Source organism: Natrarchaeobaculum sulfurireducens (assembly GCF_003430825.1).
GTDB classification, from domain to species: Archaea; Halobacteriota; Halobacteria; order Halobacteriales; family Natrialbaceae; genus Natrarchaeobaculum; species Natrarchaeobaculum sulfurireducens.
In genome coordinates, this window is the sequence record NZ_CP024047.1 from 2,525,532 (window position 1) to 2,539,386 (window position 13,855).

General features: G+C 64.4%; 15 protein-coding genes. 12 read left to right on the top strand and 3 right to left on the bottom strand.

The features are described 5' to 3' along the window. The first annotated feature begins 81 nt into the window (after positions 1-81). The gene (locus AArc1_RS13445) at positions 82-1,113 is read left to right on the top strand and encodes a phosphate signaling complex PhoU family protein (RefSeq protein WP_117364856.1); all 1,032 of its coding nucleotides are present in this window, start codon (positions 82-84) and stop codon (positions 1,111-1,113) included. A gap of 109 nt (positions 1,114-1,222) precedes the next feature. After that, positions 1,223-1,411, top strand: coding sequence for a DUF7525 family protein (locus tag AArc1_RS13450; protein WP_117364857.1), 189 nt, complete (start codon positions 1,223-1,225; stop codon positions 1,409-1,411). 161 nt (positions 1,412-1,572) lie between these two features. Here the strand turns inward: AArc1_RS13450 and AArc1_RS13455 are convergent, their stop codons facing one another. Beyond that, positions 1,573-2,721 (bottom strand): pyridoxal phosphate-dependent aminotransferase, encoded by a 1,149-nt coding sequence (locus AArc1_RS13455; RefSeq protein WP_117364858.1) that lies wholly within the window; start codon positions 2,719-2,721, stop codon positions 1,573-1,575. Positions 2,722-2,752: 31 nt separating this feature from the next. On the opposite strand from AArc1_RS13455, the gene AArc1_RS18750 reads away from it, so the two are divergent. From AArc1_RS18750 to AArc1_RS13470, 4 genes are all read left to right on the top strand, one after another. Further along, positions 2,753-2,905: a hypothetical protein gene (locus AArc1_RS18750; RefSeq protein WP_154670596.1), complete on the top strand. Its 153-nt coding sequence runs from the start codon at positions 2,753-2,755 to the stop codon at positions 2,903-2,905. Positions 2,906-2,976: 71 nt separating this feature from the next. Next, positions 2,977-3,201, top strand: a complete 225-nt coding sequence (locus AArc1_RS13460; RefSeq protein WP_117364859.1) for a DUF7123 family protein — start codon at positions 2,977-2,979, stop codon at positions 3,199-3,201. Between the two features lie 85 nt (positions 3,202-3,286). Continuing rightward, positions 3,287-3,724 carry a CoxG family protein gene (locus tag AArc1_RS13465; RefSeq protein WP_117364860.1) on the top strand — a complete coding sequence of 146 codons (438 nt, stop codon included), beginning with the start codon at positions 3,287-3,289 and terminating at the stop codon, positions 3,722-3,724. A 4-nt stretch (positions 3,725-3,728) separates the two neighbouring features. After that, positions 3,729-4,580, top strand: a complete 852-nt coding sequence (locus tag AArc1_RS13470) for a carbon-nitrogen family hydrolase (RefSeq protein ID WP_117364861.1) — start codon at positions 3,729-3,731, stop codon at positions 4,578-4,580. A 318-nt stretch (positions 4,581-4,898) separates the two neighbouring features. Here the strand turns inward: AArc1_RS13470 and AArc1_RS13475 are convergent, their stop codons facing one another. Next, positions 4,899-5,459, bottom strand: coding sequence for a metal-dependent hydrolase (locus AArc1_RS13475; protein WP_117364862.1), 561 nt, complete (start codon positions 5,457-5,459; stop codon positions 4,899-4,901). A gap of 124 nt (positions 5,460-5,583) precedes the next feature. Between AArc1_RS13475 and AArc1_RS13480 the strand changes: the two genes are divergently transcribed. From AArc1_RS13480 to AArc1_RS13505, 6 genes are all read left to right on the top strand, one after another. Beyond that, complete coding sequence (locus AArc1_RS13480; RefSeq protein WP_117364863.1) at positions 5,584-6,279, top strand: YqjF family protein; 696 nt, start codon at positions 5,584-5,586, stop codon at positions 6,277-6,279. A gap of 226 nt (positions 6,280-6,505) precedes the next feature. Beyond that, positions 6,506-7,054: a ribbon-helix-helix protein, CopG family gene (locus AArc1_RS13485; protein WP_117365898.1), complete on the top strand. Its 549-nt coding sequence runs from the start codon at positions 6,506-6,508 to the stop codon at positions 7,052-7,054. A gap of 126 nt (positions 7,055-7,180) precedes the next feature. Next, positions 7,181-8,419 carry an Nramp family divalent metal transporter gene (locus AArc1_RS13490; RefSeq protein ID WP_117364864.1) on the top strand — a complete coding sequence of 413 codons (1,239 nt, stop codon included), beginning with the start codon at positions 7,181-7,183 and terminating at the stop codon, positions 8,417-8,419. 5 nt (positions 8,420-8,424) lie between these two features. Beyond that, entirely contained in the window at positions 8,425-10,491 is a 2,067-nt protein-coding gene (locus AArc1_RS13495; RefSeq protein WP_117364865.1) for a hydantoinase/oxoprolinase family protein, read from the top strand. A gap of 5 nt (positions 10,492-10,496) precedes the next feature. After that, on the top strand, positions 10,497-12,113 hold the full coding sequence (locus AArc1_RS13500) for a hydantoinase B/oxoprolinase family protein (RefSeq protein WP_117365899.1): 1,617 nt from the start codon (positions 10,497-10,499) through the stop codon (positions 12,111-12,113). Beyond that, complete coding sequence (locus AArc1_RS13505; RefSeq protein ID WP_117364866.1) at positions 12,110-12,841, top strand: maleate cis-trans isomerase family protein; 732 nt, start codon at positions 12,110-12,112, stop codon at positions 12,839-12,841. The genes AArc1_RS13500 and AArc1_RS13505 overlap by 4 nt, the downstream gene beginning before the upstream one ends. 98 nt (positions 12,842-12,939) lie before the next feature. Here AArc1_RS13505 and AArc1_RS13510 read toward each other — a convergent pair whose 3' ends face one another. Beyond that, on the bottom strand, positions 12,940-13,752 hold the full coding sequence (locus AArc1_RS13510) for an RIO1 family regulatory kinase/ATPase domain-containing protein (RefSeq protein ID WP_117364867.1): 813 nt from the start codon (positions 13,750-13,752) through the stop codon (positions 12,940-12,942). Positions 13,753-13,855 lie beyond the last annotated feature (103 nt).

Here is a 13,855-nt window from a genome sequence, read left to right on the forward strand (position 1 = left end):
AGACGGGACAATATAACGTTTTAGAGAATATGCAATGCCAATATAGTCAATATTAAGGCCAGGTCGTGCATACGGCCCGGTATGGAAACGCGGAAAGTGCAGCGACTCGGCCCGTCTACGCTCGCGATGACTCTTCCTGCCGAGTGGGCAGCGGAACACGGCGTCGAGAAAGGCGACGAAGTGTCGCTTCGGACCAGCGGCAAGGGCACGCTGACAGTGATGCCCGAGTCCGCCAGCACCGAAGAGACCGAGGCGATCATCCACACAGACGAGTTAGACGCTGACGCCGTCGAACGTGCGATCGTAGCCCAGTACGTTCTCGGCCGACGAATTATTCGAATCGAACGCGAAGACGGCGCGCTCGACTCCGATCACATCAACGCGGTCTACCAGGCCGAAACGCAGCTGATGGGCCTTGGCGTCATCGAAGAGACGCCCGAGAGCATCTCCATTCGGTGTTCTGTCGACCCCGAAGACTTCACGCTCGACAACCTGCTAGAACGGCTCGAGCGGACCGGCCAGACGATGCGAGGGGAGGCAATCAAAGCACTCGCTCACGGTAACCCCGACCTCGCCCAGCGGGCGCTCAACCGCGAGCGGCAGGCGAACAAGATCTTCGTCCTCTTGCTTCGACTGATCTTCACCGCCTACCAGAACCCGAACCTCGCCCGCGCGGTTGGACTGAACAGCGGGTTCCCCCTGATCGGCTACCGATCGATCGCGAAGAATCTCGAGCTGACGGCGGACAACGCCGAAGACATCGCCGAGATCGTCATCGAGACCGACGGGCACAGCCTGAACGTCGACAGCTCCGTGATGCGTGACATCCGGGAGCTCAACGAGCAGGTCGACCTGATCACGACGCAGTCAGTCGAGGCAGCCGTCGAACGCGACTACAACAAATCGAACGAGGTTCGCCGTCTGTTCAGAGAGATTTCGGATCGAGAACAGGAGATTCTCGCCGATCTCCCCGAGATGGACAACGCGGATCTCCTGCGGGTCCGCGAGGTACTCGTCAGCCTCCAGCAGACCGCCCAGTACGCCATGCGAAACGCCGAGATCGCGGCCAACCTCGCTCTCAACGAGGAGTCAGAACACACGACGATCAGGTAGGTCCTCGAGACTCGAGTAGCCGGTCCGTCTAACCGCCACCGGACACCGCTTCTCGATCGGGTCGGCTAAAATAAGTGCAATTAAGAGACCTCACTCACAACGCCCGATCATGGCTACGCAATCGGAGTCGTCGACGGATATGGGTGTCGGACTCGCGCTCGCACTCAGCGCGATCGCGGTCATTGGTGCCGCGCTGATGTACACCGGTGCACCGGACATCGAGGCTGCATGGGGCTTCGCCGCAGCCATGATCTTTAGCTCGCTGGCGGTCGTCGGCATCCACCTCTACTGGGGCTGACCGTCGACTCGCTCCCCGACTCGACCGACGACGGAGCGTGAGCACCCGGTCCCGGTCCGCCGACCCGAACGAGCCTGCTTTTCAGACGGTCTACTGTACGTCGGTGCCGGCACAACCGCCGTCCGAGCCGCGGGTGCGCCCGATAACTGGGGCAGTCCGGGTCAGACGACGTCAGTACGCTCGAGCAGACGCTCGAGTCGGTCGATCGCGTCGGTAATCGACTCGGTGTCGGTCGCATACGAGAATCGAAGGTACTCACTCGCAGACTCGCCGAAGTCGACGCCCGGTGTGACGGCGACGCCCGCCGTCTCGAGGAACAGATCGGCGATCTCGAGCGTCTCACCCGGCAGGTCGGAGACGTCGACCAGCAGGTAGTACGCACCTTGTGGGGTGTAACCGAGGTCGAGCCCCCAGTCGGTGACAGCGTCGACCAGCAGGTCGCGACGCGCCCGGTATCGGTCGCGGATCTCGGCCAGTCGGTCGGCGGACGGCTCGAGCGCAGCGATGCCGGCGTCCTGGACGAAGTTGGGCGCACAGATCAGCAGGTTCTGCATCAACCGGTTGACGGCGTCGACGAACGCCGGCGGGACGACGAGCCAGCCGAGTCGCCAACCGGTCATCCCGAAGCGTTTCGAGAAGCCGTCGAGGACGAACGCGTCATCGGTGTACTCGAGGATCGTGTGGTCGTCGACGCCGTAAGAGAGGCCGTGATAGATCTCGTCCGAGATGATCGTCGTGTCGGTCCGGGATGCAGTCCTCGAGAGGGCGGCGAGGGTCGAGCCGTCCATCACGGCCCCAGTCGGGTTTGCAGGTGAGTTGAGCACGAGCGCGCGGGTCGACGCCTCGAGCGCCGCCTCAAAGTCGCCGATGTCGGGCTTGAAGGCGTTCTCCGGACGGAGCGGGATGGTCTCGACCCGGCCGCCGACGGTTCGAACGAAGTTCGGGTAACACGCGTAGTGTGGGTCCGTGAGGGCGACGGTGTCACCGGGATCGACGATGGCCGCCATCGCGAGCAACAACCCCGGGGACGACCCCGGCGTCACCACGATACGCCCGGGATCGACGTTGACGCCGTACGTTCGGTCGTAGTAGGCGGAGATCGCTCGTCTGAGCGCCGGCTTTCCCCGCGAAGCTGTATAGCCAGTGTTGCCCGCCTGGATCGACTCGATGGCCGTCTCGGCCACCCTGGCTGGTGGCTCGAAGTCCGGCTCGCCGACCTCGAGGTGAACTACGTCCTCGAGTTCGTTCGCCCGTTCCAGGACGTCCATCGCGATGAACGGTGACACGTCGGCTGCCCGCTGAGAAGTCATCGGTAAGCGTCACGTACGCCCCCGATGGCGTATGAGCGTATCGAACGGTGCCGCGGGGGCGAGTTCTCACGTTCGGCTGATGGAGGTTCGGCTCAGGGGTGGCGCCTCGACGACGCGACAGCACCAACTTGCCGATGTCGATACCGGCGGCCTCGAGCGTCGAGTGTCGCTTCGCGAACAGTAGACAGCGACGTTCAGCGAGTACGATAGCTGCAAACGTTAAGAGCGAGGAGGCCTTACTGGCGGGCACGGACGATGACCGACTACTCCGACGAAGAGCAGCGGATCCTCTCGTACCTCCGCGAGAGCACCGCCCGTGGTGAACGATACTTCCGGGCGAAAAATATCGCGAACGCAATCGGACTCTCGTCGAAGCAGGTAGGTGCACGGCTCCCGCATCTGGCCGAGAAATCTGACGACATCGACATCGAAAAGTGGGGGCGTGCCCGCTCGACGACGTGGAAAGTGACGGTGAGTTGACTAGGCGGTCACACCCGGACCGTGACCGCTCGAAAGACGGGTGCGGTCCACGGCCTTTTTATCAGTGAATCCCCCACGTAGAGGCATGACTGTACGGGTCGAGCGGTCGTTCGAACTACCGGCACCCCCCGATCGCGTCTGGGACTTCATCTCCGATCCGAAAAACCGGGCCCGATCGATCAGCGTCGTCAACGAGTTCGTCGCCACCGATCCTGACGGACGGCGGGTTACCTGGCACGTCGACTTACCGATTCCACTCGTACGGCGAACGGTACAGGTCGACACCGAAGACGTCTCCCGCAGGCCACCGGAGTACGTCAAGTTCGTCGGCAGCTCGAAAGTGATGGAGGTGACCGGCGAACACACGATCGTCGAGACCGACGGCGGCTCGCGCCTCGAGAACCGCTTCGTCGTCGACGGCAAGTTCCCAGGCGTCGAGACGTTTTTCAAACGAAACCTCGACGACGAACTGACGAATCTCCAGCGCGCGCTCGAGCGCGACCTCGACCGAGGTGGGGCGTGAGCCGATGACTGGTTCGACGTCCGCCCCGGACGAACTGACGATCGCCCTCGCGCAACTGCACGTCGAGGCCGGTAACGTGACGGCAAACCTCGAGCGTGCACTCGAGGCGATCGAACAGGCGGCTGCCCGTGGCGCGGATCTGGTTGCACTGCCGGAACTGTTTTCGGTCGGCTTCTTCGCGTTCGATCGGTACGACGAACTCGCCGAACCTGTCGAGGGCGAGACGCTCACGCGGGTCCGCGAGGCAGCCGCCGACGCCGGCGTTGCAGTCCTCGCGGGAAGCATCGTCGAAGACCTCGCCGCGACGGAGTCGGTTCCGACGCCTGCCGACGAGGGGCTAGCAAACACTGCCGTCCTGTTCGACGCCGACGGGAACCGAAAGCTGGCGTATCGAAAGCACCACCTCTTCGGCTATGAGTCCGCCGAGTCGGAGTTGCTCGTCCCTGGCGAGCGACTCGAGACGGCGAGCGTTTGCGGGATGACCGTCGCCGTCACGACCTGCTACGATCTCCGATTTCCGGAGCTGTACCGCCGGTTCGTCGACGACGGGGCCGACCTCTTGCTCGTCCCGAGCGCGTGGCCCTATCCCCGGATCGAACACTGGGAGACCCTCTCGCGGGCCCGAGCGATCGAAAACCAGTGTTATGTCGCGACAATAAACGGCAGCGGCCACTTCCCCGAGGCCGACGCGACGCTGCTCGGCCGGTCCACCGTTTACGACCCGTGGGGCGTCCCACTCGCCTCGAGCGGCGAGGAGCCGTCGTTGATCACCTGCGAACTCGAGCCGGGCCGCGTCGATTCGGTTCGCGAGGAGTTTCCCGCACTGGACGACCGGCGAGTTGGCCGACAGGAGTGAGGTCACGGCAGCTACCGACCGCTGACTTTTTATTCGGTCGCACCCTCAGCAGAATTGCCGGTACAGGCGCTTTTCACGTCGTAACCGGCACAGCGCGTCACTCCGGGCCGTCGAACGCTCGGCTCCCGGGACCGAGCGAACCTCGTCCGTCCCCTCTCCACGTCCGCACCCCTCGTTCATCCCTTTCGAGACGGATTCACTGACTCACCACTGAGAGACGACGCCGGGACGAAATCCGGCGTTTCGAGGAGACGAACCGTCGCCAGTCCACCGTGGCACTCGGCCCTATCTCTCGAGAAACACTCACAACAGGCCGACTCAGGAACTGTCCGGCGTCGGGCGAACGCGCTCGAGCAGTCCACGGATCGGCTCGAGGCCGGGATAGCCGTCGTCTCGCCAGACGGCCAGCGCGACCGCAGCGAAGACGAACTCCGAGAGGAAGTACGGGTCACTCATCGAATCGACGAGGAGTCCGAGGACGCTCGGCGCACCGCTCTCGTAAGCGTCGACGGGCGTAATGGGCCACAGCAGATGGGCCCCGGTTTCGTCGGGGTCCCAGAGGATCGGCACCGCGTCGACGATCGTATGCGAAAGCGCCCCGATCGCGAACGCGATGGCGTACTCGCCTCGAGCGTACCGCCGGGCGAGCAGATAGCCCGCGATCGAAAGCGGCACCAGGAACAACAGCGAGTGACCGAGCGTCCGACCCGTCGGGAGGATACCCAGATACCACGCCAGCGGTTTGTCGAGCAGGTCCGGGAACTGGCTGGCGAAGACCAGTGCCAGCACTGCGAGGTGTCCCGGCGGGAGGTCGTACCGGAGGCGGGTCGAGAGAGTATAACAGAGGTACGCGATGGCGACGTGTCCGAGCGGCCACATGCTGGCCGGAACGATGTGGAGGGCAAGTAAATCTGTTCCGAGACCCGCTCGCGGACGCTCGTCGACGAGTACACACGGTTCCGCTACCGAAACCGGAAAACGGGACGTGTCCTAACGATCACCCATGCGAGCGTTCTTGTCGATGCAGTGGCGGGAGTTGCTCTTCGCCCACTGGCGCGTCGATCCCGAACGGCTCACCGGAAGGCTGCCGGACGGAGTGGCCGTCGATACGTATCACGGCGACGCGTACCTGGGTGTCGTTCCGTTCGTGATGGACGACATCCGACCGAGCGGCTCGCCGATCGGGCTGTCCTTTGGCGAACTCAACCTCCGGACGTACGTCACAGTCGACGGGACGCCGGGAGTCTACTTCTTCAACCTGGATGCCGACGACCGCCTCGGCGTCGGCATCGCTCGCTCGCTGTTTCGGTTGCCGTACTATCGGGCGACGATGGATATCGACACGCAGGGCACCGGGACCGACCGGATCGTCTCGTTTCGAAGTCGCCGCCGGACGCGCAGGGCGAATCCAGCCAGATTCGACGCCCGGTACGGCCCGGACGGCGCGTTCGACACGCCCGATCCTGGGTCGCTCGAGGCGTTTTTGACCGAGCGGTACCGGTTTTATACGGCGAACGATCGGGGGCGGCTTTACTACGGCGATATCGGTCACGAGCCGTGGGACCTCGCTCCCGCGTGGGCCGACATCGAGGCCAACACGCTCTTTCGAGCCAACGGATTCGACCATCCGGACGGAGACCCGCTCCTGTATTTCGCGGCCCCCATCGACGTGCGTGCAGGTCGGATTCATCGACACTGACCCGGTTGCGGCGGTTGTCCGGCTGGCAGTCCCGAACGACAGCGAGCCGACGAGCGACGACGAACTGGATCGACCGGCCACGTCGACGGGTTCGGTCGGAAACAACCCGAACATGAAACGACTCGGAAGTCGACGAATAAACACGGAACCCAACAGAAGTGACCGAATGGACAATCGGTTGCCCAGTTCCGTGAACTATACCAGCACGGGGTGCATCCTGCGGAGTATGACACGACGCGTCACAGTATCGCTCGACGACGATTCGACGACGGCACTCGAGACGCTCAGTGCTGAAACGGGCACGGGACAGAGCGAAGTTATGCGCCGTGCACTGACGTTTTATGCGGCGAATTTCGAGGCGGCAACTGGTCGACCGAGTGATAATTTAGAACAGTACTATCAGATGCTCTCGTCTGGCGAGCACGTCTTGCTGGACATCGACTTCTTACACGCGTTCTTAGAACACGTCTGTGACGGTGATGGCCCCGATCCGTCGTTCGTCGAGGCCGCCGATCGTGTCTCTGACTACCACGCTCGCGAGTACGCAGACCGGTTCGACGAAGTCGGGGACGTACTCGAGTGGCTCTCGTTCTGTGGGTTTTTGGCGGTTCGACACGAGGACAATGGGGTCTATCACGTCGTGTTTCCGTCGGAGCCGGTTCGCTGGTTCATGTCGCGGTTTATCGAGCGTAGCACGGCCGATTTGCCGGTCGATGTCGAGATCGAGCCGGGAGTCTCGAAGGCGATCATCACCGAGCGCCCGACCACAGAGTGAGTGGCTAGTCATCACACAGCAATTCATACGTTTTCATACCTCGTTCTAGGATCGTCATCCTGTGTATGAGGGTGTCTTAACAACCCTTTTACGCTACAGGAAGAGGGTTGTGAGTGGATCACGAACATGGCAATCACAGACAGACTGAGATCAGTCGGACCCGGCGCGTTAGTCGCGGCGGCGTTCATCGGTCCCGGCACCGTCACGACCGCGAGCGTAATCGGCGCGGAGTACGCCTACGTCCTGCTGTGGACCATCGTCTTCTCGATTTTGGCGACCATGGTGTTACAGGAGATGAGCGCTCGATTGGGCCTGATCACCCAGCAGGGGCTGGGGGAAGCGTTGCGCAAGCAGTTCGACAATCCTGTCTTAAGTGCGTTCGCGGTCGGGCTGGTCGTGACGGCGATCGGCATCGGTACCGCGGCGTTCCAGACCGGCAACATCACCGGTGGCGCGGCCGGGCTCACGACGATCACTGGCGTTGGAGAGAACATCTGGGGGCCCGTGATCGGGCTGGTCGCGGGGGCATTGCTGTTCACTGGAAACTACAAGCTCATCGAGCGGGTCTTCATCGGGCTGGTGGTGGTGATGGGACTTGCGTTCATCGTGAACGCAATCGTCGTTCAACCAGATATCGGGGCGCTTTCCGTCGGGCTCGTCCCCACGGTCCCCGACGGGTCGGCGTTGTTGATCGCCGGACTCATCGGTACGACGGTCGTCGGCTACAATCTCTTCTTGCACGCGAGTACGGTGCAAGAGAAGTGGAACGATCCGGAGGACCTCAAGGACGTCCAGTACGACACGATCCTCCTGGTCGCAGTCGGCGGGCTGATCACCACGGCGATCGTCGTCACCGCTGCAGCGGTGTTCCCCGAAGGGACCTCGATCGCCGACGTCGGCGAGATGGCCGACCAACTCGAGCCGGTGATGGGCGGGTTCGCCCTGACGTTTTTCGCAATCGGGCTGTTCGCGGCTGGCTTTACCAGTGCGATGAGCGCACCGCTCGCCGGGGCCTACGCCACGGCAGGTGCACTCGGCTGGGACCGTGACCTCAAATCCACCCGGTTCCGTGCGATCTGGATCACCATCCTCGGGGTCGGCATTATCTTCTCCGGGATGGGGTTCAACCCCGTCGAGGTGATCCTCCTGGCACAGGTTGCAAACGGGCTGCTGTTGCCGATTCTCGCCATCTTCCTGATTTATGCGATGAACAACGAAGCGCTGCTCGGTGAGCACACGAACTCTCCCATTCAGAACCTGCTCGGGGGAATCGTTACGCTGGTAGCGATCATGATCGGCGTATTGACACTCAACGACAACCTTCCAGCGTTTATCGACGTCTTGACCGGACTGCTCGGTCTCTAATCAGTATGACCCAACACACCGCAATCGGCGTCGACGTCGGTGGAACCTTCACCGACGTGGCGCTCTCAGTAGACGATCGACTCGTAACGGCGAAAGTACCGACGACCGACGACCAGAGCGTCGGGGTCTTAGAAGGGATCGCGAAAGCCTGCGAACAGGCCGGCATCGATCCGAGCAACCTCGACGAGTTCGCCCACGCGATGACCGTCTCGGTCAACGCCCTGCTCGAGCGCGGTGGCGCGAAGACGGCACTCGTGACGACGGCGGGCTTTCGAGACGTCCTCGAGATCGGTCGACAGGATCGGCCGGACCTGTACGATCTCGACGCCGAAAAACCGAACCCGCTGGTCCCGCGTCGGCGACGGTTCGAACTGGAAGAGCGAACGACGGCGGACGGCGTCGAACAGCCGGTCGACCCGGAAGCGGTGCGTGCCCTCGCGGAGACGCTCCGGGCAGAAGCCGTCGAGGCCGTCGCCGTCTCCCTGCTGCACGCCTACGCAGATCCCGAGAACGAGCAAGTCGTCGCCGAGGTCCTCCGGGAGGAACTCGACGTGCCGGTTTCTGCCTCACACGAGGTGCTCGCCGAGTTCCGTGAGTACGAGCGAACGTCGACGACGGCCGTCGACGCCTACGTTCGCCCGGCGATCGACAGCTACGTGGGTCGACTGGTCGAGGAAGCTCGAGCGTCTGGAATCCCTGCACCGCAGATCATGCAGGCCAACGGCGGAATCGCCGACCCCGAGACGGTCCGCGAACACGCCGTGACGACGACGCTTTCGGGCCCTGCAGCCGGCGTCGTCGGCGCTGCGGCGACCGTCGACGACACCGACGTCGAGGGGCTCGTTACGTTCGACATGGGCGGCACCTCGAGCGACGTCAGCCTCGTCCGCGACGGGGAAGCCGAACGAACGACGGATTCGGAAATCGCGGGCGTCCCGATCCGGACGCCGATGGTCGACGTGAACACCGTCGGCGCGGGTGGCGGCTCGATCGCCTGGGTCGACGCCGGCGGCGCGCTGCGGGTCGGGCCCCAATCCTCGGGCGCTCAGCCTGGCCCGGCCTGCTATGGCCGTGGTGGAACGGAGGCGACGGTAACCGACGCCAACGTCGTTCTCGGGTATATCGGCCCCGAAACGGCCCTCGGCGGCGAGATGACACTCGACGTCGAGGCCGCCCACGATGCTCTCGAGCGGCTGGCCGAGAAAGCGGGCCTCGAGGATGCACTCGAGGCGGCCCAGGGCGTCTATCGCGTCGCGAACGCGACGATGACGCGGACGATTCGGTCGGTAACCGTCGAACGCGGTCACGATCCGCGCGAGTTCGCCCTCGTCGCCTTCGGCGGGGCTGGCCCGATGCACGCGACGGCGCTCGCCGAGGCGCTCGATGTCGACCGGGTCGTGATTCCGCGTCCGGGCGGCGTGCTGTCGGCGTTCGGACTGCTGGCGGCCGACGAGAGCTACGACGCCGTGCGGACGGTCGGGGTCGAACTCGAGAACGAGGCGCGACGCGCCTCGGACAGTCGAACGGGAAGTGAAATGACCCGTGAGACCGCAGACCGCGACCGACTCGAGGGCGTTTACGACGACCTCGTCTCCGACGTCCTCGCGGATACGTCAGACTCCGATGCGGCGGTCGTCTCCCGCGCTGCGGACTGTCGGTACGCCGGACAGAGCTTCGAGTTGACCGTCCCCGTCGACGAGTCGTTCGATGCCGACGCCGTCGCCAGGCGGTTCCACGAGGCCCACGACCAGGCCTATGGCTACACGATGGAGGAAGGAATCGAGGTCGTCAACCTGCGAGCGACGGCGACCGTCGAGGGAGCCGAACCCGTCGTCCGCCACGACGGCGACGGAGACGCCGTACTCGGCAGTCGGGAGGCACACTTCCCGGACGTCGGCACGAGGGAGACGACAGTGTACGACCGTGACCGCCTCGAGTCCGGCACGACCATCTCCGGACCGGCGGTGTTAGAACAGGCAGAGAGTACGACCGTCGTGCCACCGGCCTGGGTGGGCGACGTACTCGCGGACGGAACGCTCGTACTGAGCCGAGAAGAGGTGCGAGACCGATGACGAAGATGACCGACGACCGAATCGATCCGATCACGCTCGAGGTGTTGCGAAACCAGTTCGAGAGCGTCGCCGAGGAGATGGGCCAGACCCTGATCCGCGGGGCGTACTCGCCGAACATCAAAGAACGACGGGACTGCTCGACCGCGCTGTTCGACGCCGAGGGGCGGATGATCGCGCAGGCCGAGCACATTCCGGTGCATCTCGGCGCGATGCCCCAGTCCGTCGACGCCGTCACGGAGTACGATCCCGAGCCCGGCGACGTCTTCGTGCTCAACGACCCATTCAGGGGTGGCACGCACCTGCCGGACGTGACGATGGTCTCACCGCTCGCACCGGACGGCGAGATCGTCGGTTACGCCGTCTCGAGAGCCCACCACGCGGACGTCGGGGGGATGACTCCTGGAAGCATGCCCGCCGGCGCACGCGAGATCTACCAGGAGGGACTTCGCATTCCGCCGACACGCCTCGTCGAAGGCGGTGAGATTCGCGAAGACGTCCGCTCGCTCGTGCTCGCGAACGTCAGAAACCCCAGCGAACGAAAGGCCGACCTGCAAGCGCAACTGGCGGCGAACGAACGCGCCGAGGTCCGGCTCGCCTCGCTGTTCGACGAGCACGGCCGTGAGACCGTCCTCGACGGTTTCGACGCCGTCATCGGCTACTCCCACGAGCGGATCGTCCGCGAGATCGAGGCGCTTCCCGATGGAACGTACGAGGCGACGGACGTCCTCGAGGGCGATGGGCTGACGAACGAGGACGTCGAGATCGCCGTGACGGTGACCGTCGATGGCAACGCGGTCGATGTCGATTTCGCCGGAACGGCCGACCAACTCGACGGGAATCTCAACGCCCCCCTCGCGGTCGCGACGAGCGCGGTCTACTTCGTCGTCCGCTGTGTCACTGATCCGGAGATCCCGCCGAATCACGGCTGTTACGAGCCCGTCACGGTGAAAGCGCCGACGGGGTCGTTGCTCAACCCCGAACCCCCGGCGGCGGTCGTCGGCGGGAACGTCGAAACCAGCCAGCGAGTCACGGACGTCGTCTTCACGGCGCTCGCCGGAGCAGCGCCCGACCGCGTTCCCGCACAGGGCCAGGGGACGATGAACAACCTGACGATCGGTGCGCGGGACAGTTCGTTCACCTACTACGAGACCATCGGCGGCGGCTTCGGCGCTCGAGCAGGAAAAGACGGGATGGACGGTGTACAGGTCGGGATGACGAACACGCTAAACACGCCGATCGAATCGCTCGAGACGGAGTACCCGCTGCGGGTCGAACGGTATGCACTCAGGCCGAACAGCGGCGGCCGCGGCCAGTTCCGTGGCGGACTTGGCCTCGAACGAACCGTCACCGTCGATCGAGATGCGACGGTCTCGCTGTTGACCGAACGCCGTCGGCACGCACCACGCGGCGTCGGCGGCGGAGAGGACGCCACACCGGGTGCGAATCTGATCGACGGTGAACCTGTGGCGGCCAAGACGACCGTCGACGTCGAGGCGGGGACGACGGTCACAGTCAGAACCCCCGGCGGCGGCGGCCACGGCGACCCCGCCGACCGCGATGACGAGGCGAGGGAGGCCGACCGCGACGACGAAAAGCGAACGGAGACTGGAGATGAGCGATGAGCGACGGCACCGACTCGCCGGGTCGACTCGGCCTCGTGGTCCCCTCCTCGAACACGACCGCGGAGGTCGAGTTCGCCCAGTACACCCCCGACGGCGTCTCGGTCCACGCCGCACGGATGGCCCTCGAGTCCGTCAGCGTCGACGAACTCGACGCGATGAGCGCTGACGCCACGCTGGCGGCCGAACTCCTCGGACACGCAGACGTCGACGTCGTCGCCTACGCCTGTACGACCGGGAGCCTGCTGCACGGCCCCGGATTCGACGCCGAACTCGAGGAGACGCTGTCGGACGCGGCTGGCGTGCCGGCGGTCGCCACGGCCCGGTCGGTCATCCGGGCCCTCGAGATCCTCGAGGCCGAGCGGATCGCCGTCGCGACGCCGTACACCGCCGATCTCGACGAGCGAGAACGCGACTTCCTCGAGGCCGCGGGCTTCGAGGTCGTGCGTATCGACGGCCGCGGTATCGAAGCGAACACGGAGATCGGCGCGCTCGAGCCCGAAGACGCACGCGATCAGGCGACAGCACTGGCCGAGTCGGTCAAGAGCGTCGACGCCGTCTTCGTCTCCTGTACGAACTACCGGTCACTCGACGCAGTGGACGCACTCGAGTCCGACCTCGAGGTGCCCGTGATCACCAGCAACAGTGCGACGCTGTGGGATGCCTGTCGAGTCTCATCGATCGGCAGTGACGGCGCAGGCGTCCTGTTCGACCACGACTCGTCCGACTGACTCCACAACCGAGCTCAGCCCCGGCTTTTCACACGGACCACTTTGCCGTGAACTGTTCGCCGCTTCGATCGTCGGCTGACTCGAGGACGCCCCCTCGGTCAGCGACGCTGCTCTATATCCGCCACCTTCTCGAGTTCGCTTCGGAGCGTCGTCGAGTCGAACTCGTGGTCGGGTCGGAGCCGGACGAAATCGAGGAACCGCCGTGCAGCGAGGAGTTCGCGTGGTTCGTACGCCGACGAGGCGGCCTCGACGGCACCGCGAGCACCGATCCGGGGCTCGAGGACGGCGAGGCCACACGCGAGGTCGTAGGCAGTCGTCTCCGAAACGCGGTCTCCGGTGACGCTCGTGGCGTCGATGAAGTAGAGGTCGTCGTCACACAGCAGGATATTCTCGGATCGCAGATCGCCGTGGGCAAGTCCGTGGTCGTGGACCGTCGCGAGCATCGCGAACAGGTCAGGGGCGAGTTCGGCGACGGTGGCGTCGTCGGCCGAATCGAGCGTCTCGAACTCCGGGAGGTACTCGAGGACGAGGACGCCGAGCCCGTTGACCTCAAACGCCTCGATCGGACTGGGTGCGTTGACGCCGATTTCGTGCATCCGCTCTGTCGCCTCGTACTCGTGTTCGACCATCTCGAGGGGCGTATCGAACCGATCGAAGAAGCCGCCGGTCCCCGACGACACCGCGCCGACGTTTCGGCCCGTGGTCAACAGCGCGTGAACGAGAGCGTTCTGCCGGGAGACGATCTTGACGAAGAACTCCTCGTCGATCACACACGGCGTCGACAGCCAGTTGTCCGCCTCGAGGAACTCGACGCGAACGACGTCGCGGTCGTGTCGATCCGCCAGCGTCCGAATCACACGTTCGATACGGTCCCACTCGATACTTCCTCGAGCGAGCTGGCGGATGTCCATACGTCGGTGGGACGTGACAGAGCCATATATGCATCCCGAAATACCACATCGGCGGTCACGCCATCAGTAGTGAGGGGGTCACGGATAGCGAGCCCGACTGTCC

Bases quoted from the DNA above. Each gene is read 5' to 3' on its own strand.
- AArc1_RS13445 (WP_117364856.1), top strand. From the start codon at position 82: ATGGAAACGCGGAAAGTGCAGCGACTCGGCCCGTCTACGCTCGCGATG.
- AArc1_RS13450 (WP_117364857.1), top strand. From the start codon at position 1,223: ATGGCTACGCAATCGGAGTCGTCGACGGATATGGGTGTCGGACTCGCG.
- AArc1_RS13455 (WP_117364858.1), bottom strand. From the start codon at position 2,721: ATGACTTCTCAGCGGGCAGCCGACGTGTCACCGTTCATCGCGATGGAC.
- AArc1_RS18750 (WP_154670596.1), top strand. From the start codon at position 2,753: ATGAGCGTATCGAACGGTGCCGCGGGGGCGAGTTCTCACGTTCGGCTG.
- AArc1_RS13460 (WP_117364859.1), top strand. From the start codon at position 2,977: ATGACCGACTACTCCGACGAAGAGCAGCGGATCCTCTCGTACCTCCGC.
- AArc1_RS13465 (WP_117364860.1), top strand. From the start codon at position 3,287: ATGACTGTACGGGTCGAGCGGTCGTTCGAACTACCGGCACCCCCCGAT.
- AArc1_RS13470 (WP_117364861.1), top strand. From the start codon at position 3,729: ATGACTGGTTCGACGTCCGCCCCGGACGAACTGACGATCGCCCTCGCG.
- AArc1_RS13475 (WP_117364862.1), bottom strand. From the start codon at position 5,459: ATGTGGCCGCTCGGACACGTCGCCATCGCGTACCTCTGTTATACTCTC.
- AArc1_RS13480 (WP_117364863.1), top strand. From the start codon at position 5,584: ATGCGAGCGTTCTTGTCGATGCAGTGGCGGGAGTTGCTCTTCGCCCAC.
- AArc1_RS13485 (WP_117365898.1), top strand. From the start codon at position 6,506: ATGACACGACGCGTCACAGTATCGCTCGACGACGATTCGACGACGGCA.
- AArc1_RS13490 (WP_117364864.1), top strand. From the start codon at position 7,181: ATGGCAATCACAGACAGACTGAGATCAGTCGGACCCGGCGCGTTAGTC.
- AArc1_RS13495 (WP_117364865.1), top strand. From the start codon at position 8,425: ATGACCCAACACACCGCAATCGGCGTCGACGTCGGTGGAACCTTCACC.
- AArc1_RS13500 (WP_117365899.1), top strand. From the start codon at position 10,497: ATGACCGACGACCGAATCGATCCGATCACGCTCGAGGTGTTGCGAAAC.
- AArc1_RS13505 (WP_117364866.1), top strand. From the start codon at position 12,110: ATGAGCGACGGCACCGACTCGCCGGGTCGACTCGGCCTCGTGGTCCCC.
- AArc1_RS13510 (WP_117364867.1), bottom strand. From the start codon at position 13,752: ATGGACATCCGCCAGCTCGCTCGAGGAAGTATCGAGTGGGACCGTATC.